The organism is Ruegeria sp. BJ6, from assembly GCF_056537885.1.
Genome location: NZ_JBQFSG010000019.1, coordinates 1 through 20,712, shown reverse-complemented (window position 1 = coordinate 20,712; position 20,712 = coordinate 1). Strand labels below are relative to the sequence as shown.

The following is a 20,712-nucleotide window of genomic DNA, read 5'->3' as shown; positions in this document are numbered from 1 at the left end:
CGGCACTTGCCGCGCTCTTTGCCGGCCTCTTCACGGTTCGGCAGGGGTTCATGTTCGGAATGATCTACGGTGCACTTGTCTGCCAAAAAGCGGGCATCCCGATGCAGGTTTATGCCGACCAACTCCCTGCCTCTATCAAACTGGTCAATGACTACCATGATCTCTTTGCCAGAACTGTTCCGTTTCAAGATTACGACAGTGCGGAAGCCTCCCTGAAGGTTTACGCGATGGCGCAAGAGGATGCGTTGAAGACCTATCTCTCACTTAATGCGCCCGCTGATTTCATCCGGTTGATGCATGAGCGCACCAAGGCGGCTTGGGACGATGGCTACGGCGACAGACAGCTGACCTCACTGGTCCAGCATATGACGGATGCCTGATATCATAGGGCTCCGGCGCTATGCTGCCGTTGGCTAAGGCTTGATGACGCTGCAGTGTGGCCCGCCGAAGGAGAATTTCGCTGCGGTTGAGAGATGCCCGGGAAGATGAGGTCATGCTCACGGAATACACTCTGTCGCCGCACTAAGGTTCACAGGAGACCCGGGACAATGTAGGTTTCTGTGAAGACTTGACGTCAATAGGTGTGGATCAGAATGGCGCGACAGTTCCCACTCGAAGGTAACAAGACCTTTCTGGTTTATGCCGGCACTGGCACCGACCTGATATTCAATCATGGCGTTGAGTTACCTGGTTTCGCATCGTTTCCATTGCTGGAAGAACCTGGCACCAGGGCAATACTGGCCGGTCAAATGAAGGCTCTTGTCGATCTCACCCGTGAAATGAGTATCGGATGCATCCTTGATGCGCCCACATGGATGGCGAACGCCGACCGCGCAGCGCCCTTGGGATACGATGCAGACCGCCTCGTTGAGGTAAACAAAGATGCGGTCAGTCTAATGGAGGAGGTGCGCCAGGCTGCCGCTCGCGATGATGTACTGGTGTCGGCCTGTATCGGCCCGCGCTATGACCCTTACGCCGACATCCCTCCGGTGACGGTCGAAGATGCACGTCAATACCATGCTGTTCAAATGCACAGCCTGAAAGACACAAGCGTCGACCTGGTCACTGCTTATACATTCAACCGTCCAAGCGAGGCAGCCGGATGTATCCTCGCTGCCCGAGACGCAGAGCTGCCGATCATCATGTCGCTGGTTGTCGAAACGGACGGGTGTCTGGCGGACGGGACCAAACTTGTGGACGGAATTGATCAGATCGACGAGGCAACCGACTCGGCGGCGCTGTTTTTTATGGTCAACTGCGCTCATCCGACCCATTTCGCCGGAGCGCTTGGCAACCACCCCCGACTTAAAGGCATGGTGGCAAACGCTTCGAGTTGCTCGCATGCGGAACTTGACGAAGCAGATGAGCTGGACGAAGGCGATCCAGCTGAACTTGGTAAACAGATTGCCTCGATTGCGAGGCAGAATCCGTCGATCCAAGTATTTGGAGGGTGCTGCGGTACCGACATGCGCCACCTGAAATCGATGGCCAGCGAATTGGCGTGGCCAACTTAGTTCAATCTGAGCGATAGCGCTGATATCTAAGGTGATGCCGTGATTTCTTTCCGCCACTTAAGCGGCCCATAGCCGCCATCCTTGCGGAAGTTGAATGCTGCATTGCGGCTTCCCAGAAGCGGACATTGAAAGACGCCTGTTGAAAACTGAACAGCTCGAGGCGCTGCAATGAGTAGATTATACTCAGGCGCAGCCACAGCTTCATCCGAGCAACATACGCATTTCCCCATTTTCAAGGACAGCAGAACGACGAGGATCGTGTATCGCAGTATGAACCATGGCATGAGCCAAATCATCGGAAGTTACACCGATGGACGGCATCAGCCTTTGGAGCGGTTTGAAAAGATAATCAGCTGTCTTCCATGTGTTCTTCGGGCCTGACGGCGCAATATAACCTGGACGAAAGGCGAATTTCCGTTCGAGGTCAGATGCAAACAATTTGCTCTCCGCCTCGCCTTTTATCTTCAGCGCGAAGGACATGCCGCCGCCATCTGGCCGAGCACCCTGGGCAGAAAACAAGCAGAACGTCACACCGGGCGCAGACCTCTCGCAAGTCGCCAGCAAGGCGCGTAACCAATCGACTGTGATCTCCTCGTATTCCACTCGACTGACTCGCGCGGAATAAGTGGCAAGGCAATGGAAGACAGTGTCGATGCCATCGAGATAGGGTTCGATGGCTTGGGTATCGCCGAATGCTGCAAACCTCACATCGGTCAGCTTTGGGTCGTCTATATTGCACGGCCTGCGCCCAATTGACACGATTTCGCGCGCAGTTTTTTCGTTCAGCAATGCCGCAAGTACCGAGGTACCCACCATCCCAGTCGCACCGGTCAGCAGGACGCGCCCAAGTGGTCGTGTTGTCTTGTCAGGCGGATTGAGCACGGCGCTCTGCCTCGGTTTTCAAGCCGCGATTGAAAGCTTGGTAACCTTCCACATACATTTTCGCCAAGCGCCCGCCCATCAGGAAGGTTATGCCACCCATGATCTCGTCGGATTGTACGAAGCGGGTTCTGCCACCTTCCAGCGGTTCGACACAAAAGTGATGGTTGTCGCGAATGCCGCCCGGCCCCTTCTCAGCCCAGAAAAACTCCGTCCCCTCCACGACCGAGATCGTGTGATCCAAGGTGGTCAGTTTCTCCTTTGCTGAATCAAGCTGAAAGTCGACGGTGATTGTCGATCCATCCTTGATCTCTCCCTTGATACCCACAAGGAACACAGCCCAGTCCTTGTAGTTTGCCGTGTCGGTCAGAACCGACCAGACCAAGTCCGGCGGCGCATCGATCAAAATGTCTGTGTGGATTTTGTGATGTGAGAGGTTCACCTTTTCCGATGATCCGGTTTCCATGACTGTCCTTCCGTTGCGGTCTCAGGCGCTCAGCGGCGACACGCGATCACTGCCCTGAATTGTGATCAGCCCGAAACGATCCCGCATGCGCTTGGATCGAAAAAGGTAGATCGAGATGATGATGTAATTGACGCATTCCTGGGCGAAGTTCCGGTAGCGATCCGGATTTTCTAGCATGTCGAAGGTTTGCACAGCACACATCGTGGCAAGCGCGGTGAACATCACCAGCATGGCAATCGGAGTGACGCTCCAGCGCAGGACGTATCCGGCCAGATAGGTGGCACCCGATGCGGTGATCAGGATCCAATGGAGAGTTTGCATGCCCGGCGGAAAGGTCGCGTTTTGCAAAGGCATGAGCGGTGCCAGACCGGTGAAGTATTCAAGAAACCCGAGAACCCCCCAGCCCAACATGATACCAGAGGCGAGTACGATCAGATACTCGAACCCTTGCGAGAGACGATCCATGAACGTGTCCATCACAGTCCCTCAGATCGCGAATGTCTGACCGGTCATCTCTTCCGAGAGACGCCACAGACGTTTGGCCAAATCGTGGTCGTCGCAAATCGGATTGCGGTTCGCGACACCGGTCTTGCCGCTCATCTCTTCGGGGCCTGTAGGGCCGTAGTATTCGCCACCTTTGACCTGATTAGACAAAGCGGCGAACAGAGACGGCTTCGCGGCGTCTTCGTTTGAGTGCAGAAGTTGTTCGACTTGTGCCTTCATGTTAGCGCGCGTTGCTTCGTCCAAATCGTTGAACAGACCGGAGTCCGACCCGCCCGGATGCACAGTCAGCGATTTCAGCGACTTGCCCGAAGCCTTGAGGCGACGGTCCAGTTCGTCACCGAAGAGCAGGCAGGCAAGCTTGGATTGACCGTAAGCAACGCCGCCATCCTGGCCGCATGTCAGATCGTCAAAGTGAATGTTCGCATTCTTGTGGGCGATACTGGAGAGTGAGACGATCCGCGATGCAGGGTTGTCAGGGATCATGTCGATCAGACGCGCAGTCAGCAGGAAATGTCCCAGGTGGTTGGTTGCGAACTGCAGCTCGACACCATCTGCATTCGTTTGAGCGGAGTACAGCAAGATACCCGCGTTGTTTATCAGCACATCCAGCTTGGAGTACCGGGCGCGGAAAGCCTCAGCGAACGCGCGAACCGAAGTCAAATCGCTTAAGTCCAGCACGAGGATGTCGATTGATGCGGGGGGAATCCGCGCGAGCACGTTTGCTTTGGCCGCTTCGGCTTTTTCAAGGCTGCGGCACGCCATGACGACGTGAAAACCTGCTTCGGCCATACCGACTGTTGTTTCAAACCCGATGCCATTGTTCGCACCGGTGACGATTGCGATTTTCTCAGATTGTTTAGACATCTCGCGTCCTGACAAGTTGACATTTTGTGGGTGATTGTCAATATTGACACTAAGCGCTCATTTGTCAATATGTAAATCATGGAAGATCGCTACGACTACATCCTCGCAGCCGCGAAGCAGCTTTTTCTTCGCTACGGCGTGAAGCGAACGGGCATGAACGACATCGCCCAAGAAGCGGGCATCTCGCGCCAAACACTTTACAAGGCATTCGCAAACAAGGACGAGGTGCTGCGGGCCACAATCCGTTCGCTGGCAGACAGGGTCGTTCTGGATATCGAGACCGGACTTGAAAAAGTTGATGACCTTGGTGCGCAACTTGATGTGGTCTTCAAATACGCCGTCATCGAGCATTATGACTTTTTGCAATCCTCGCCCAATGCCGAGGACATCATCGCTGGCGTAACCTCGACAAGTCAGAAAGAGCTGGAGGCTGGCGCAATGCGAAACACAAAGATCATTGCACGCATCCTGGAGCGATATTCAAGCGCGATCGAAAACTGTGACCTGACTGTTGATCAGTACGCGGACTTCATTCAGTGCTCCTCAACAGCGGCCAAGTACAGCGCAAAGAGCAAAAAACACTTGGTCGAATTGTTATCCGCTTTGCGAATGTCGGCGTTGAAAGTCACCAGCAGCGTTTAGACGGGCTCGGCCCATAGCTGCCTTTCACCGGTTGGTCGAGACACTGCGACCGCGCCCGCATTCCGGTCATTCGCTGCAAGTGCAAATTTTGGCGCTGCACAAACTCACAGGTTGCGGACAAAGGGAACTTTCACCGGGCAGGTGCCAAGGTCTGCTTCCGGATTTCTTTAAGATTTTCGAGCGTTTCTTCTTTGGCTGAATAAGGAGGCGATTGCGGCTTCAAAAAAACACTAATGTCGGCGATCTCGCTTATGCCAGCGTCGATACAGGCGTCCTTTGAAATATCTACTTGCCACGCCACAGCAACCAATACGTGACACCAAACGCCAGACCGAGTCCAGAATACCCAACGAAATAAAGCGGCTCCAGGTCCGTCGTATCGAGTGTAATGACCTTTCTGGCAACGGCCATCAGGGCAGTTGCAACTACCAGCTTCACATGTATGACATCGGCCGTCAGGTAGAGCGTGACATTCGTGTAAATCTCGATAGCGATCAGTACAACAAGCGCGGCCGCAAAAACCTCCAACAGAACACTGACGTCAAGAATCAGGGCCGGTGGACTTACAAGCTTGATGTAGAACGAGTAACCGGCGTCGATGACGGCAAATCCGATCACAACGACCATGAACAAAGACATCACCCGAACGGCGTGTCGAATGAGCCGATTGCAGCTTCTGACAATCAGATCCTAATGGTCAGGGTCAAGCTCGACATGCGCTTGCGCATTGCGTTGCATCTGATCGGCCATCAAGACCTCCCTATTTTCGACGTTTCATAAAAAGTTCTTCAGCCAAACGTCAGCGCCCTCTGGGCAAGACGACCTGAGCCTGCAAACGCAAGCGAACGCCTTCGGCACCCACTTCGGGCGCTTCGAGCCAATAGCCCGCCCCTGCTTGCAGATTGACCGGCAGCGCCCCCCATTGGACCAGCTTGGAGACCGAAGCGTTTATAGGCACAGCCCAGGCATCAGTTTCCCAGTCATAGGCGCTTTCGCTTTGCAGCGAATAGGTCCACGCGCCTTCGGTGGAATAAGCAAGAAAGGGCTGGACAAAACTCACATTCGTGGGGGTGTCGGGGTTGCTTTCTAGATCCCACAGATGATTGGCCAGCGCACCATAGGTCCACGGACCGGTCTGTCGCAGTGCAATGCCGGTGATCCCAGCAGCCCATGTATCACTCGATACGTCGCTAAAGGTTGGAAAGCGCACAACGGGACCCACGCCCCACGTTATGTCCCCGGTTCCGATTGGCGAGAACCACGCAGAGAAAAGGATATCTCCGAACCCCTCCTGGCGTGTGCCCGGCACAACGTCTTCCTGCCAGATGTAAGGAATGATAGTTCGGGTGATCAGGTTAAGGTCATCGTTCAGTTGAAAGGGCACGACTGGTTGAAAGTTCAGCGTGGTGCGCGAGCCCTGATCAGAGACGCCCAGATTTTCATCATGGTTCAATTGAAACGGAACCGAGACGATTGCCGCAAGCGGGTTGGCCAGTTCCTGGGCCAGATCGGATGCCTCGTCTGCAACGGTTGTGGTTCCGGCACTGGCTGCAAAAAGCAGCCCCATAAGAGTATGGGATCGACGCATAGCCGTGTACTCCTTTTGAAATGCAGGTTGGGCGAGTGGCCTAGTTGATCGGCTCCAACTTCGGGAAGGTCCAATTGCCGTTCAGGATTGCATCCTCCGGCTCATAAAGGCGGATCGCATAGTTCCAGCCCGAAGTGATCGGCAGACAGTTCACGCGGCCATCGTCGCACCCACCGAAATGCAACGTGACCGAGCCGTCTTCTGCTGCTTCGGCTGTGTAACCGTTGTAGCTGTTTACGCCCAGATCATTGGCTTCCAGAAAGCCGTCACCGTTATAGACAGTCACCGACCAGAACGCCCGAACCGGCACATCCTTGACGGTTACCGCATGCGGTGTTTCGCCGTCATTCTGATCGACCGCGTCCAACAGATAGATCGCGGCCTCAGGCGGAAGACCGCCCCAACCCGAGAACGCACCGACCAGAAACTGAACCGGATCAATCTCGTCCTTTGTTCTGCCAAAGGCGCGGGCTGAATCGGTGCCCAGCAAGGATAAATCGTTTATCGCCTGACGCGCAGTGGCAAGTTGTTCGGTGTTCCAGTTGGGCGCGTCAAACGGGCCCGTTCCACCGCCGCTAACGACAATTCCATCCTGTGCCGCTTGCGCGGCGGCAATATCATCCGGGTCAGTCACATCGACGAATGTGCGAAACGCGATGAAACCAAAGCGCGTACCAAGGTCTTCCTGTGTGATTTGATACGTGCCGGGCTCTGCCTCGGCATACATGAAGTGGTCCTGATTGATGACATGCATCGAGATATAGCGGCCATCCGCTTTAGGCAGTGTCACTTCGACGGGTTCGCTCAAATCCAGCAGAACGCCGGAGTAGAGCGTGTCCTGGTTCATGCGGATGACGGGCTGGTTATCCGGTGTGGTGGCTTCGCGCATATGCCCCAATTCGCCAACAGCGAGGCCGAGATTGGCCATGTTGGTCCGAAACATGTGATCTGTCTCGGCGCGCACAAGGGTGTCGACGGTCACATCGACCATGTCTTCGGCCCAAACGCCTGTCGGGAGTGTAAGCGCGACTGTCAGAAGAAGCTTTTTCATCGTAAGCATCCTGTTGTTCAGTTTGCGGGTTCTACGGAGGGGAAGACCCAGCTTCCGTCGATGACCTCTGGGCCCGGCTGATAAAGGCGCACGGCATAGTTCCAGCCATCCATGATCGGGAGACAGTTCACACGTCCGTCGTTGCAACCGCCGAAGTGCACGGTCACACTGCCATCGTCATTCTTGGTGCCTGAGACCGAGTTGACCACATACGTGTCGAGGGAATTGAGTTCAAAAAACCCGTCTGCATTATAAAGGCTCACGGACCAGAATGCGTTCACTGGCACATCCGCCGGGACCTGGATTTTGTATTCCCCAAGCGGCAGGCCGGGCTCGATATTAAGATAAAAGGCCTCGTCTTCTGGCAGCCCACCAAAGCCGACTGCTGTGCCAAGGAAATGGCGTAATGGGTCTACATGATCTGCCTTACCAAAAGTCCGGACGCTGTCTGTGGCGAACCTGCCCAGCTCAATTGCGGCTTGGCGCAGCGCCTCAAAGCTCTCCGCGTCGTAATTGGGCATTTCGAAGGGCGTTGCGGAGGCAGCATCAATGGTGAACCCGTCCTGAATTGCATTGACCGCCGCAACATCCTTGGGGCTCTCGGCATCCACCAGTATTCTCATGAAAACAAGTACGTAGGGGGTATGGAATGTACCCATGTCAAGCTGGAACACACCGCCACCGTCGAACACTTCATTGATGAAATGATCCTGATTGACCACCATCGTCGTCATGTATCGGTCGCCCACATCGGGCAGAGTCAAGGTTGCGCCTTGGCTGATATCAATAACCGCAACGCTGTAGAGTGTGTCGCGATTCATCCGAATGGTGGGCTGATTGTCGATGGGGGTGGGTTCTTTGAAGTGAAAGAACTGATTTACGCCTCCGGCCAGGCCATTGTACGTCTTCAGTTCATTGTCTGTAGCAGCCCGAACAAAGTTGTTTATGGTAATGGGCACTTCGTATGTCTCAGCAAGTGCATCGACCGTGGTATCAAAGCTCTGAGCGGTCGCTGTGCTTCCAATCAGGACAGCTAAAGCAGCAAGTTTCCAGCGTTTGTGCGTGAGATTCATAGTTTGCCCGCTCCACTAGCCAATTACAGAAATGCATTGCTTGATGGTCCCGGCACCTGATCAAAAGCGCATTCTCACGCCTCTCATTTTGTTGTTTTTTAAAATGCTACAATTGGAGCCTTGGCCATCTCTCTCCAACAAACCACAAAGTTCGAATGTATGCCCTGACAGATTGGAGCGACCGCTTCCGAAAACTGGTTAAAAATGACAGGTAGCGATAGCGTTTCGGCCAACAACTAGAAACTCTCTTTGCATATTGACCCGACGGCGGTCCTATTATTCGTGTGGTGATGTCAATCTCTTAGAGCGCACTCTCTGCGGGTAGCGTGGTTCAATTCGATTGAGCCCCTACCAGCGGGCACCTGACTTTTTTACCTCAAAAAGTGACTTCCGCTTTGACGCAGGTCAGGGACACAGAGCCGCGCTGGTCTATGCTTGACGTGCCCGACCTTTCAATTGCGGGGTCTTAAGGAGCTATGATGACAGGGCATGACGCACATGCTCAACACAGAACACCGCCGCTTACACGCGGGCGGGTTATCGTGCCGCTTTTGCTTGCGTTTCAAGAATCCGGTCAATCTGTAGAAAGTCTCCTAGCGGAATTCGATCTATCCTTCTCGGAATTGAACGCTCCGAGTTGTTTCATTCCGCACGACACTGTCTATGCCGTGTTTGAAGCCGTCGCACAAAAGACATCCCCAGACTTTCCAGCACTTGTTGGTCAAACTTCAGATCCGACCGTTGCATCCCCATTCGGACAGGCCTTTCGCGTAGCAAAGTCGCTGGCCGATTTCATTGCCAGGTTTTGCGTTCATGCGGGAAACAACACAAACGCGGTCACCATGACACTCGATGTCTCTGGAGAGTTCGCCGTGCTGTCCGCCAAACGCAGGTTCACGCCATGCTGTTCGCCCGCCTATATGGATGCGTTTCAGATCAGCCGATGGGCTACGTTGCTGCATGAAACCGCAGGTCAGCGTTGGGAAGCAAATAAGGTTCTTGTGCGTGTGAACCGTCCTGATCTGCTCCCGTCTTACTTCTACGGTATCCGGGCGGTAGGTGCGGGCTCAGACGGGTATTCCATCCGCTTCCCAAGTGCCTGGCTTTTGTTTGAACTGGTTAACCGAACCGCGACCGAGTACGTGTTGACCACTCAGGACGAAAAAAACCCTGTACCTACAGACTTGTTGAGTTCGATCCAAAGCGTTGCCAACTCAAGGGTCGGGCGCACGGACTTGTCGGCTACGGCGCTCGCCAAGGCATGCGGTTTTCGAGGCGCGGTTCTCAACCGACGGCTTGCTGTCTATGGGACATCACTGTCGCGCATCGTCATCGAAGCCAAATGTGACCAGGCGAAACATCTGCTTTCCAAGTCTGAATTGTCGGTGGGCGATATCGCTGATCATTTGGGATACTCTGACGCGACGGCCATGACACGGGCCTTCAAGAAATGGACGGGTCAAACACCGTCAGAGTTTCGCGCCCGTGAAATGAATAGCGTTAAGGCATCTGTTCCGATACTCGACCCGGTCGAATGCGATTGTGAAACGTAACAGGACAACGGCGCGGCCCATCTTTTGCCGCGCCTCGAACTCGGGATAGGCAAAGGGGGGAGCGGGCCATGGCGTGCTTAAAAATACGGTGTATCGCAAGCAGTTTTCTGGTTGCGGCGACGATGCTGCCCGGCGGATCAACAGCAGTGGCACAGGACTCCGACTGGAGTTTTTCCGGCAGCTTCTACATCTACGCGGCGGACACCAAGACAACCATTGGATCGCTGGAGTCGGAACTCAGCTTCAGTGAAGCGGTTGAAAACCTTGATCTGGCATTCATGGGTACACTTGAAGCGCGAAGTGGCCGGTGGTCGCTGATCGCGGACTACATGCGCACAGACCTGTCCTTTGACAATGACACTCCCGGCCCGGTGTTCAGTGGCGCTGAAACCAGTCTGAAGACGCAGTTTTTAAGTGGATATGCCGCTTACACGGCCTATCAAGACCAAAACCTGGCCGTCGATCTCGGTGGCGGGTTTCGCTGGTTTGAGACGAGCAGCACGATCACTCTGGTCGGCGGCCCCACCCCGGCACCAAGTTCCAGTGCCAGCGACGATTGGATAGACCCTCTGATTGCGGCCCGTATCCGGTATCAGATCAATGACCGATGGTCGGCCGTTGCCTTGGCCGACTATGGTGGATTTCGCTCAGATCGCGAAACCGCACAGTTTTTGGCAACGGTAGGTTATGCGATCGCTCCAAAGTGGAATTTGCGCGCAGGTTATCGCTACATCATGGTCGACAAAGGTGAAGTTGACAGCAGGTTCAAGCTCTCACAATTCGGACCCGTGTTGGGTGTGACCTACAGCTTCTGAGTAAGGGCATTATGCGAAAGGCGGCCATGCCGAACACAAACAGGTCTGTAGTATCGAAGTTGCGCCAAGGCGCGAGCAGCGGTGCCGACATGCTTGGGACCGACAATTGCAGCCGGATGCGAACAGTCGGACAAAGGCAATTCAGAAAAGGAACGACGAGGCGACTGATTGCCAGAGCTTTGCCTGCGGCAACCGTGTGTTCGTTCTGTGTCCTCGCTGCCTGCGGGCCAAACATCTATGACGAAATTGAACTGATGCCCTCCCCAACGGTCTATGCCGAGGCTGCTTTTGACCCTTACAAGGACATCACGGAAGACAATTTCGTGCAGCGTTCGCAGCTATTCTACGCTACAGATCGGCTGCCCGCGGTTCCCGGCGACCCACAAGCCTATTACAACAATGAGCGCGGTCACATTCTGCGTACCGGCATTGCCGAAGTGCAAAGCAACCCCCCATTGGCGACGTTGAAAAAGCTTCGCCACGTTACCATGACGCGCGACCGCGCTAAGGACTACACGCTCAGCTTGTCTGACGTACAAGAGATTGGTGTCATGCCGTTCAGTGTCACGCGCTACATGAACGATCCACCTTCGCAAAAGGAGATGAAGGCAGCCGGACTTCGGTTTGCCCAATGGATTGACGATCACCTTGCAGCCTCTCGCAACAAAGACATTTTCATCTATGTCCATGGCTACAATGTCGATTTTGATTACTCGACCCTTGTCTCCAAAGAGTTGCAACACTTTCTGGGCTATCAGGGCGCCTTCATCAGCTACAACTGGCCCGCTACACCCAATCGCTTGGCGTATTTTCGGGATCAGGAATCTGCATTGGCGACGCGCCGCAATTTGCGTTCTCTTGTCGAATACTTGTCGGCAAACACCAACGCCCGGCGCATTCACCTTATAGGATACAGCGCAGGCTCAAGGCTCGCATTTGAAGCCGCCTATCAGATTGCTTTGCGGCCTGGGCCAAAGCCGCGGCTGGGGCAGTTGATCCTGATCAGCAGCGATCTTGATCGAAGCTATTTCTTGCAATCAATTGAAGACGGCCTTCTGGATGCCGTTATAGGTGTGACACTCTATCAATCGCAGACCGATTCAGCGCTGGCGATGTCACGGTTGGTCTTCGGCCGCGACCGTCTGGGTCAGGTTTCCGATGAAGCAATAAATGGGTCTCTGTTCCAGCGCCGACTGTCTGAGATGAAAACCCTACATATCATCGATGTGACCGAGGCCGAAGCAGCCGATACAGGAAACGGGCATTGGTACTTTCGGTCTTCGCCCTGGGCCAGCAGTGACCTGTTCATTTCTCTGCTTACAGACCGAGATCCTCAAGCGCGCGGGCTTGTGCGTGCTCCGGGCGAAGCTGTCTGGAGTTTTCCATCGAATTATCCGCAGACACTGCAACGCTTTCGAAATGGCAGCTAGTACTGGGACTCCAGTGGGTCAGAACCATTAGAACCAGTTTCTGGATTTAATCTATGAGCCTGACAACGCACCTAGAATGCTCAACGCAAAGCTGACGTTCGAGCAACGCGCAGCATCGGTAGAAGTGGGCTCACAAAGGACCTCGGGGCCGATGCAGAAAGGGTCCCTGCCCTGCCAATAACGGTTCACGCAGGCGGCCCAGAGCCGACATCCAGCACCCAATCGAGATGCTGCGGTAGCAGCCCGCATTCCTGCCATTCGCCGCAGACGCGAAATCACGTGCAATCCGAACAGGAAATCTGCGGACAAACCCGCCCTTTGCTGACGCAGAAAACACTCGCGGGCTCGGCATGGTTCTTGCCGTGAAGCAACATGTACCGCTAGAGCGGCCATTGAATAGCCACTCCGTGGCGCCAAACCACTTAGTTCTGTTCGAAATTGGCGGTACGGCGGACTTCGGGTTATGGACTGGCCACTGTCTGCGATGCTCTTGTTGACCATCATTCGATAACTCTTGAGCAAAGACTGTCAATATTCGCCCTACTTTCGATAGTCTACGGCTCTCATCTCGCCGTCACTGACGACATTGGTTTCTGCACCTGGTACGATGTCGGTATTTTGTGCGGCCAGAACGGCCCAACCGCAGTGCTTTCGCTGCGCGACAAACACCATGATGGCAAAACGGGCATCAAGACGTCGCCCCTGTTTATCAAGCTGTCCTTCCAGTTTCCAACGCGTATGGATGATAGCCAAATCGTCACTGACCAGCCGCACCTTGACACGCCGCGCCGCAATCTCGGTCTTGCGGAAAAACGTCTTCAGCCCATAGCGATGCGCGCGTTCGATGTCATCGCGGTTGTCCCACCAGAGGCCCACGACATTCACGAAATCCGCGTCTTCTACAAATAGGGACGCAAGAGCATGCGCGTCGCGGGCATTCCAGGCTTCGGCAAACAGCCGGGGGATATCTTCGGGCTTCTCAGGCATAGGCACGCAGAACCGCCGGGATCAAGATATCCTCTTCGTCATAGGTGTGCCGGTTCAGTATTTTGTTCAGTACCTTGGCCTGCTCAAGCGCCTTTCCGACCGTGGCTTTTGATGTGCCCTCTCCACTAAGTTTGGCAAAGACCAATTCCGACTGATCCAGCGCCTGGTCTAGGAATATGTGATCGTTTTCCAGAAGATCAATCGCTCGCGACAATTGCGGAAACCGCCCAAGGAAACCTGGCAGGACATTGGCATCCTCAAACCCGTGATGCCCATAAACATGTGCAACCAGATCAATGCCCAGACGGTTCATGCCGGTCAGCCCCATCACCTCCTGAACGCTACCTTCGGGTTCGTCCAGAACGGCCTCCAGCCCCCCGACCAGCCGGGCGCTGGCCTCGGATATTGAGGCGTGCAAGCGTTGCAGATGAGCAGGCCAGCCCAGAAACTGCGGATCATTGTCCCAAGCCGCACGATCTGCGGGAAAGATACCCTCCAAAAGCTCTGTGCTCACCTTGTCGCGTGTTGCGACATGGTATTGGGGGGCATTGTAATCATACTGTGCCACGGCTAACTCAGTCCTTGCGCTTTCATGGCGTTCTGGACGCCAGTGTCTTCCAGCATGGTCTCCATGAACCGCTTCACTGCGGGATATTCCTGCCAGGGCTTTGGCGTGTGCGCCGTCCAACGGGTCATTGCAAAGGCATATGGATCGGCGATCGTCCGTTTGCCCCCAACCACATGCGTGCCGCGTTCCAAAAGCATCTCAAGGTGGTTCATGACCCGGTCAATACGGCCGTAGGCGGCCTCGCGCACATCATTCTGTGCGGCTTCTTCAGTGCTGGCCGTAAACCGTTCCGGCACAAAGAAGGGCCAGAATGCCGGATGGAAATCCCCTGTCAGAAAGGCCAATGCCTCATCCAGTTCAAACTGGCTGATCGGGTCTTTCGCAACACCAAGATCAGCATTGGGGAACTTCGTCTCAATGTATTTCAGGATCGCATCCGCCTGGGTCATGATCCTGTGATCACCATCCTTCAGCGCAGGCACCATGCCAAGCGGGTTGATCTTCAGATAGTCGTCTGATCCCAGTTCGACGCGTTCAGCCTCATAAGATGTACCAGTCCATTCCAGTGCGATATGTGGAGCAAGGGCACAGGTTCCGGGTGCGTAATAGAGTTTCATCATCTTGCTTTCTTTCTTGCGTCAGTTCTCAATTCAGATGCGGGGTGAAGGTCAGGATCTCCACCTCGGAGCTTGGCTCACTAAAGCCGTCTTTTACCACTGGACGGTCAAACAATCCGGTCAGGCGGTTGCCAGCGATGTCTTCGAGCGTTGTATTCACTTCGAGTTGATGTGGTGCCTTGGCCCACGGCTTTTGCGGCGTGAACACCCATTCCCGTTCCTGGTCACCAAGACGCAATGTACCGCGTACAGAACTCCCCTCGGCATCCTTGACCCGAATGCGGTAGGCCAGTGACAGGTGGTCTGTTGGGCCGTCCAGAACCACGCGCAGGGAGTTTTTACTGCCCGCAGCAGGAGTGATGATTTCCCAGGCGGCCAAATCAGGCGCGTCGAAATCAGCGTCAGCAACATCGAAGCTCTTGCTGTAGTCGCTGGCTATGCTGCATCCGTTGCGTGTCTCGGCACTTGCGCGAACCTGTAGAGTATAGCTCTTTCCTGCCTCCAGTGCCCGGCCCAATGTATTATGTGCCACCAAACCGGTTTTGACGCGACCCGGGTCAAACAGCACCGTCAGGCGCCTGTCATCAGGGGACCAGAGGTCGAATTTGTTTTCGATAAACGCACCGGGCACGATTTCCCCGTCCGCATCCAACAGAACGACCGAGTTCCATATCCCCTCTCGTGCCATGGACTCGGAGAAGTAGATATAAAAACGCAGCAGGTTCTCGGGCAGGATGTCCACTGTCGGATACACCTGTTCAACCTTTGCTGTCGGCGAACTGCCGTATTCACAGGCATGTGCAATCCCACTGGCCGATATGAAACCGGCCAGTGCGACGCCCGCAGATACAATCAGGCTTCGCATCTGCATCCTACCTTTGCAGATCAGGATAGCCTGCATCCGCTTTCAGCAGGTTCTGGAATGTGCGGTAGAACTCCTGCTCATCGGAATAGGCGTAATCAGGGAAGTTGTATTCGCTCACAAAGTCATTCAGGCGGAAATAAGCGCCCTTGCGGAACGACACCAGATCAACGTCGCCGGTATCGAGGTTCCGTTTCAGCGTCAGTAGATACTGCTCATCCTGATCATCGGCCTGCAACACGGCGCCCAACGGACGCGCTGTGGTTTCCACACCGGCATCCCCCCACAATACAGGTTGCGACAGGCCTTCGCTTTCCGATGCGGTCGCAAGGTCGGTCACGCGCATCAGGTCGGCGTCGCGTTCCTTGTTGATGACCAGCACATATTCTTCGGGCTGGAACTCATCATTGGGCGCGGTGAAATGCAGCACCTCAAGCGGGGTATTGCCATAGCCAAGCTCAGCGACAGTTTTAGCAATGACGTGGCTGCCATCGACCAGATCAGCCGAAGGGATCGTGACCAATGGCGTACAGGTATAGGCCGCCACAACGGTCTGCGTCCCGTTCAGGTCCACTACGCTCATCGCGCGGATCGGGGCGCGGGTTTCGGTCTGATTGTGAACCGTATGGAACATCTCGATACTGGAAGCGGCGGCGCTGCTGTCAAACGGATACGGCACCTGCCGCAGGGTCGAGGCGAACTCCCCCGTCGATAGCCCCGCCACAAACAGCGAGCCGTCGACATAATCCATATCGGTGACAGTGAAGGTCGAAGCCGGGATGTCACGCCAGAACGTCACGCTATCATCCGGGGTATCGCTCAGCGCGAAGGATGTGCTGTTCAGAGCCGCAAGGTCGAGTGGAACAATGGTCCCATCCTGATCGACCCGGATGACCATTGGGGATTTCTCAACGCCTGCGCGGATCGAAAGGGAAATGTAGGTTTCCTTCGAGACCTGGTTCACGGCAATATCGTGATAGCTGATCGCAAAGGGGTTCACCCCCAACTGCTCGACGATCTGCGCGCCGAGCCCGATGAGGTTATAGCCGCGAGATTCTGTGGCTGGAACGGCATCCGGCAGCGTATATGCGTAAATCTTTGCACCATCGGAATCTGCAACGAACAAGGTGTTGGCATCCGCAAACTCAAGAACGGTGGTGGATTGTGGGTTGTCAGATGCGGCTGCACCGGTTGCAAGCGCAAGAGAAAGCGCGCCTGTGGCGAGTGGGATAATGAAGTTCGGTTTCATGGGGCCTCCTGTCTGGTTCGGCGGGGTGCAGTGGTAGAAGGCCTTTTCTGTCATCTGGAATTTTCAGATTTCCCGGATCAGATCGGGCCGCTTCATTGACTGTCGTAACAACATGACATCTACCTACGATTGATGTTAGTAGGAACCAAATGGATACCAAGGGGAAATTCTGTGCAAATAAGCGTAGGCATCTGTTGCAAAATGTGGAGCAAGGTTTTGCCATGCTTTCTTCCAAAGCTGTGATGCGTATCATAATTGAGGTCCGGAATGGCAAATGATGCAAAGCAGAACATGACCGATCACCATTGCCCAGCCGAGGTCGCGATTGAGATCATAGGTGGCAAATGGAAATGCCAGATACTCCACACGCTGCAATCGGGAACCAAACGGTATGGCGAATTGCGCCGCGAAATGCCCGATGTTACGCAACGCGTCCTGACGCGAAAGCTTCGTGAGTTGGAAGACCATGGGGTCATCCACCGCAAAGTCTATGCGGAGGTGCCGCCAAAAACCGAATACTCTCTCACAAAAAAAGGGAAGTCTCTGGACGCCGTTCTACGTGAGCTGGAACGTTGGTCGCAGCAGTGGACAATTGAAGGAAATTAAGAGCTGGACATTCAATTTCTGTGACGTGCTTGGGTTGAAAGGCCCGCGTTCTTCCTATTTTTCAACGCTCTAAGTCGTCGAAATTTCGGCTCGAACGATTTGATTTCTATCAGCTCACAGCGGCCCGCTGAAAAAGCAGCGTTTCCCAAAGACAGGCAATGGGATACCGGCCCTCAAACAAACGGTAAAAAGAAGATGTCGGCGCAGTGCCGATCTCTGGGGATGCGGGTAGGATCCATTCTGCCAACGTGTGGATTGCCCGGTCTAATTTCACTGCATTGCGTACCAATGGCTGGTCTATCTGTCACCTCGCAGCGCTAGGAACTTCGCAGATGCAGCAATAATCATGCTGTGAGCGTGCGTGTGTCATTGAGGCGAACTTACAGGTTGGGCTCCTTCCGGACCTCAGAGGCTGCGCAGCAATCCGTGATATGGTGCCTCGTCAACGTCGGGTTGTCGTTTTGGGAGGGCATGGCGGATCGGAGGATCAGTCATGGAAACACCAAACCTACCAGCCATTCGCGCACTTCGCCCCGCATGGAACAAGGGCCGCATCGTGGGTCAGAAACGACCGCTGAAGCCAAAGCATGTCTGGGCGATCCGTGTTCGACTTGAATTGGCCGAGAACCACCGCGACCTAGCGCTGTTCAATATGGCGATCGACAGCAAGCTGCGGGGGTGCGATCTCGTGAAGATGAAAGTCGTCGATGTGATGGCATCTGGTCAAATCAAGGAACGTGCCTCGGTACTGCAAAGCAAAACGCAGAAACCTGTTCGCTTTGAGGTTTCCGAAGGTACGCGAGCTTCCGTTGAGAAATGGATGGAGGATGAGCTAATGGTCGGGTCAGAATATTTGTGGCCAGGTCGCTTCCATGAGCGACTGCACATCTCAACCCGCCAATATGCGCGGATCGTCCGCGAGTGGGTCACTTCGATCGGTCTCGAAGCGAGTGCTTACGGTACTCATTCAATGCGAAGAACAAAGGTCACCCAGATCTACAAAAAGACGGGCAACCTTCGGGCAGTGCAACTACTTCTCGGACACACAAAGATGGACAGTACAGTCCGGTACCTAGGTGTTGAACTAGAGGATGCTCTGGCCATCGCTGAAGCCATTGAAATTTAACTTCGCAGGGCCGTCTTCGTCGACGGCCCACAGCCGACATTAGATATCTCTAAGAGTTCACCCATCGGCTTTCCGAGAACTGTCGTTCGTATAAAACGCCGCAATTTCAACAAGCGGATGGCCGTGAGGCGAACAAGCCTGCCGTCGTTGAGAAGCGATGTTAAGCAAACTTGATTGCTTTGAGAGGTCCGATTAACGTTTCTGCAACCATATATTTTCGCGACTTTTAGGACATGCAGATATAGATGACACCTGATGTGCAAACCGCCCGCCGCATGGCACAAGATCACTGCGCTGCTTGGACAAACCGGGCGTCAGGCGATGTCGCGGGAAGATATGCTGAACATACATTAATGATAATGAACGGTGGCGAGCCAATGAAGAGCCGGACCGAGATTGGCGACATGGCGGCGGGATTTATGGCTGACTTCCCAGACCTCGTTCTTAACCTAGACACGGTTCTCGTCGCCGATCACCACATGGTCTATGCGTGGACTTTCGAAGGCCATCATAAAGAAACCGGTAACCACGTTCGTTTCTCGGGCTGGGAAGAATGGGACCTAGACGACAACCTGAAGGTCACCAAATCGCTCGGTTGGTATGATGGCGCGGATTATGAACGCCAAGTTGCGGGAACATGACCATATCCGGCACCAATTTACGCACTGTTCGCACAGTCATGTACGGCAAGTCAGACCTAATTTGACTCTAGTCGGTGCTCTTAATTGCCTACAGCAAGTGAGAAGGCGTCCATCGGAAAAGGCTTTTCTCATATTCGGTAATTGATTTCGAGAGCCACTGCATGAACAGCTTTGCCGCCGGTCGAACCGGGCCGGGCAAAGTGACAAGGTAGTAGCCGATCTGAGGTATTGGATCGTCGAACAGCGCCACAAGTTGTCCCGACTTCAACTCGTCAGAAACAAAAGCCGGGACCGTCGCCCCGATACCATCACCGCGACGGATGCCATCCAGCAGCATATTGCCCGGCACGCGGACAACTCTCCGGTCGGCGTCAGTCGCAACTCCGACCTTTTCTAACCACAGGTCAAACTCGACTGACGCTTGCTCCTGAAGAAGCGTGAAATCTAGCAATTCTAAGGGATTCGTGAGCACCCGGTTTCCGATTAGTTCGCGGGACGCGACGACCGTTAGACAGCCTGGCAGCAGTATCTGCGAGACAAGCCCTTGCCAGCGACCCGTTCCGTATCGGATGGCCATATCAACCCCGCCCGGCTTGAGATCGACAGCCTGGATCGTTGAATCGATCCTCAATTCGATATTGGGGAATTCGTTAATAAATGTCGACAGACGCGGCATGAGGAACGCGCTTGAAAACATCGGAGTCGCACTGACCACCAACGGTCGAACCGACTCTGCACTCGACATGCTCTCGGTCAAGGAGGCCATTTCAGCGAAGGCTTTAAGCAGGCCAGCCGACAGGAATTCGCCTTGCGATGTCAGAGAAATGCCGTGTCGGGTACGTGTGATAAGCCGAGTGCCGAGATGTTGTTCGAGCCCGCGGATTTGCTGGCTGACTGCGGAATGGGTCACGTTCAGCGCCTCTGCCGCCCGGGTCAGATTTCGAAACTCGGCAGCAGCGGCGAAGGCTCTGAGAGATGTCAAAGAGGGAAGCGCGCGCCAATCCATAAGTAAGATCATCTAACAATATATAAAAATTTACAACTATGTGATCCTCCGGTGCCGCCGCATGCTGGTGCATTAATTCATTGGCGACCACACGAGGCAAACATTATGGAAATTGCTGTTTTGGGACTGGGCAATATGGGCTCAGCACTAGCGCATTGCTTGCACAAGGCAGGCCACGATGTCAGCGTTTGGAACCGCACGTCGGCAAAGGCAGTGGTTTTTGCCGAGGCTGGAGCCACGATCTGCTCTTCACCGAATGATGCCATTGCGGTGTCTGATTTTGTCATCATCTGTGTCAAGAGCCACAGAGAGACTATTGAACTGGTCAACGGGCTAAGCGTCTCGCTCGAGGGAAAGACCATCTGTGACATGAGCACGGGCGATACCTCGGATGCCGATAGACTGGTCGCTATCCTTCAGGGAAAAGGGGCTGGCTACATGCTGGGCATGATCAATGCCTACCCTTCCGGCATTGGTGGTGACGAAACCACAATCCTTACGGTGGGCAGTGCCGGAACTTGGGGCCGCTATGGCAATATCATCAGAGAATTGGGTGGAAAGTCCGCCCATGTTGGAGAGAAACCAGCGGCACTTGCCGCGCTCTTTGCCGGCCTCTTCACGGTTCGGCAGGGGTTCATGTTCGGAATGATCTACGGTGCACTTGTCTGCCA

Annotated in this window: 24 protein-coding genes; 10 read left to right on the top strand and 14 right to left on the bottom strand. The window is 54.5% G+C overall.

All coding sequences use genetic code 11. The features are described 5' to 3' along the window. Nucleotides 1-380, top strand: a 380-nt coding sequence (locus tag ACR0D6_RS22310; RefSeq protein WP_480767144.1) for a hypothetical protein, incomplete at its 5' end; no start/stop codon positions are given. A 213-nt stretch (nt 381-593) separates the two neighbouring features. Continuing rightward, nucleotides 594-1,514, top strand: a complete 921-nt coding sequence (locus ACR0D6_RS22305) for a homocysteine S-methyltransferase family protein (RefSeq protein ID WP_480767143.1) — start codon at nt 594-596, stop codon at nt 1,512-1,514. A gap of 201 nt (nt 1,515-1,715) precedes the next feature. On the opposite strand, the gene ACR0D6_RS22300 is transcribed toward ACR0D6_RS22305, so the two are convergent. From ACR0D6_RS22300 to ACR0D6_RS22285, 4 genes are read right to left on the bottom strand one after another with little or no spacing between them, the layout of a single operon-like run. After that, entirely contained in the window at nt 1,716-2,396 is a 681-nt protein-coding gene (locus tag ACR0D6_RS22300; RefSeq protein WP_480709943.1) for an NAD-dependent epimerase/dehydratase family protein, read from the bottom strand. After that, nucleotides 2,380-2,859, bottom strand: a complete 480-nt coding sequence (locus ACR0D6_RS22295) for an SRPBCC family protein (RefSeq protein ID WP_480767142.1) — start codon at nt 2,857-2,859, stop codon at nt 2,380-2,382. Before ACR0D6_RS22295 ends, ACR0D6_RS22300 begins: the two co-directional genes overlap by 17 nt. Nucleotides 2,860-2,880: 21 nt before the next feature. Next, on the bottom strand, nt 2,881-3,324 hold the full coding sequence (locus ACR0D6_RS22290) for a hypothetical protein (RefSeq protein WP_480767141.1): 444 nt from the start codon (nt 3,322-3,324) through the stop codon (nt 2,881-2,883). Between the two features lie 21 nt (nt 3,325-3,345). After that, complete coding sequence (locus ACR0D6_RS22285) at nt 3,346-4,227, bottom strand: oxidoreductase (protein ID WP_480767140.1); 882 nt, start codon at nt 4,225-4,227, stop codon at nt 3,346-3,348. Nucleotides 4,228-4,305: 78 nt separating this feature from the next. On the opposite strand from ACR0D6_RS22285, the gene ACR0D6_RS22280 reads away from it, so the two are divergent. Next, nucleotides 4,306-4,869 (top strand): TetR/AcrR family transcriptional regulator, encoded by a 564-nt coding sequence (locus ACR0D6_RS22280; RefSeq protein WP_480709947.1) that lies wholly within the window; start codon nt 4,306-4,308, stop codon nt 4,867-4,869. Between the two features lie 285 nt (nt 4,870-5,154). Here ACR0D6_RS22280 and ACR0D6_RS22275 read toward each other — a convergent pair whose 3' ends face one another. The 4 genes from ACR0D6_RS22275 to ACR0D6_RS22260 form a co-directional block, all read right to left on the bottom strand. Next, on the bottom strand, nt 5,155-5,508 hold the full coding sequence (locus tag ACR0D6_RS22275) for a phosphate-starvation-inducible PsiE family protein (RefSeq protein WP_170738391.1): 354 nt from the start codon (nt 5,506-5,508) through the stop codon (nt 5,155-5,157). Nucleotides 5,509-5,668: 160 nt separating this feature from the next. Then, nucleotides 5,669-6,457, bottom strand: a complete 789-nt coding sequence (locus tag ACR0D6_RS22270) for a transporter (protein ID WP_170400928.1) — start codon at nt 6,455-6,457, stop codon at nt 5,669-5,671. 40 nt (nt 6,458-6,497) lie between these two features. Then, on the bottom strand, nt 6,498-7,508 hold the full coding sequence (locus ACR0D6_RS22265) for a DUF1254 domain-containing protein (protein ID WP_170717655.1): 1,011 nt from the start codon (nt 7,506-7,508) through the stop codon (nt 6,498-6,500). Nucleotides 7,509-7,525: 17 nt separating this feature from the next. Next, entirely contained in the window at nt 7,526-8,581 is a 1,056-nt protein-coding gene (locus ACR0D6_RS22260; RefSeq protein ID WP_170431627.1) for a DUF1214 domain-containing protein, read from the bottom strand. 479 nt (nt 8,582-9,060) lie between these two features. Here ACR0D6_RS22260 and ACR0D6_RS22255 point away from each other — a divergent pair, with 479 nt between their 5' ends. The 3 genes from ACR0D6_RS22255 (at nt 9,061) to ACR0D6_RS22245 (ending at nt 12,379) form a co-directional block, all read left to right on the top strand. Next, complete coding sequence (locus tag ACR0D6_RS22255; protein ID WP_170717657.1) at nt 9,061-10,134, top strand: AraC family transcriptional regulator; 1,074 nt, start codon at nt 9,061-9,063, stop codon at nt 10,132-10,134. A gap of 68 nt (nt 10,135-10,202) precedes the next feature. Next, nucleotides 10,203-10,949 (top strand): outer membrane protein, encoded by a 747-nt coding sequence (locus ACR0D6_RS22250; protein ID WP_253282656.1) that lies wholly within the window; start codon nt 10,203-10,205, stop codon nt 10,947-10,949. Nucleotides 10,950-11,203: 254 nt separating this feature from the next. Continuing rightward, a complete protein-coding gene (locus ACR0D6_RS22245) occupies nt 11,204-12,379 on the top strand; it encodes an alpha/beta hydrolase (RefSeq protein ID WP_170400931.1) in 1,176 nt (391 codons plus the stop codon). Nucleotides 12,380-12,919: 540 nt separating this feature from the next. Here the strand turns inward: ACR0D6_RS22245 and ACR0D6_RS22240 are convergent. From ACR0D6_RS22240 to ACR0D6_RS22220, 5 genes are read right to left on the bottom strand one after another with little or no spacing between them, the layout of a single operon-like run. Further along, entirely contained in the window at nt 12,920-13,366 is a 447-nt protein-coding gene (locus ACR0D6_RS22240) for an SgcJ/EcaC family oxidoreductase (protein ID WP_480710280.1), read from the bottom strand. Further along, nucleotides 13,359-13,934 carry a hemerythrin domain-containing protein gene (locus tag ACR0D6_RS22235; RefSeq protein ID WP_170689473.1) on the bottom strand — a complete coding sequence of 192 codons (576 nt, stop codon included), beginning with the start codon at nt 13,932-13,934 and terminating at the stop codon, nt 13,359-13,361. Before ACR0D6_RS22235 ends, ACR0D6_RS22240 begins: the two co-directional genes overlap by 8 nt. Nucleotides 13,935-13,936: 2 nt before the next feature. Then, nucleotides 13,937-14,554 (bottom strand): glutathione S-transferase family protein, encoded by a 618-nt coding sequence (locus ACR0D6_RS22230; RefSeq protein WP_480702783.1) that lies wholly within the window; start codon nt 14,552-14,554, stop codon nt 13,937-13,939. 25 nt (nt 14,555-14,579) lie between these two features. Beyond that, entirely contained in the window at nt 14,580-15,416 is an 837-nt protein-coding gene (locus ACR0D6_RS22225; protein WP_170689472.1) for a hypothetical protein, read from the bottom strand. Between the two features lie 7 nt (nt 15,417-15,423). Beyond that, nucleotides 15,424-16,662 carry a hypothetical protein gene (locus tag ACR0D6_RS22220; RefSeq protein ID WP_170689471.1) on the bottom strand — a complete coding sequence of 413 codons (1,239 nt, stop codon included), beginning with the start codon at nt 16,660-16,662 and terminating at the stop codon, nt 15,424-15,426. A gap of 267 nt (nt 16,663-16,929) precedes the next feature. Here ACR0D6_RS22220 and ACR0D6_RS22215 point away from each other — a divergent pair, with 267 nt between their 5' ends. The 3 genes from ACR0D6_RS22215 (at nt 16,930) to ACR0D6_RS22205 (ending at nt 19,035) form a co-directional block, all read left to right on the top strand. Then, on the top strand, nt 16,930-17,268 hold the full coding sequence (locus ACR0D6_RS22215; RefSeq protein ID WP_170689470.1) for a winged helix-turn-helix transcriptional regulator: 339 nt from the start codon (nt 16,930-16,932) through the stop codon (nt 17,266-17,268). 493 nt (nt 17,269-17,761) lie between these two features. Continuing rightward, entirely contained in the window at nt 17,762-18,394 is a 633-nt protein-coding gene (locus tag ACR0D6_RS22210; RefSeq protein WP_170689469.1) for a tyrosine-type recombinase/integrase, read from the top strand. Between the two features lie 245 nt (nt 18,395-18,639). Further along, nucleotides 18,640-19,035, top strand: coding sequence for a nuclear transport factor 2 family protein (locus ACR0D6_RS22205; protein WP_170689468.1), 396 nt, complete (start codon nt 18,640-18,642; stop codon nt 19,033-19,035). Nucleotides 19,036-19,123: 88 nt separating this feature from the next. Here the strand turns inward: ACR0D6_RS22205 and ACR0D6_RS22200 are convergent, their stop codons facing one another. After that, complete coding sequence (locus ACR0D6_RS22200) at nt 19,124-20,053, bottom strand: LysR family transcriptional regulator (protein ID WP_480709958.1); 930 nt, start codon at nt 20,051-20,053, stop codon at nt 19,124-19,126. Between the two features lie 93 nt (nt 20,054-20,146). Between ACR0D6_RS22200 and ACR0D6_RS22195 the strand changes: the two genes are divergently transcribed. Continuing rightward, nucleotides 20,147-20,712, top strand: a 566-nt coding sequence (locus ACR0D6_RS22195; RefSeq protein WP_480767139.1) for an NAD(P)-dependent oxidoreductase, incomplete at its 3' end; no start/stop codon positions are given.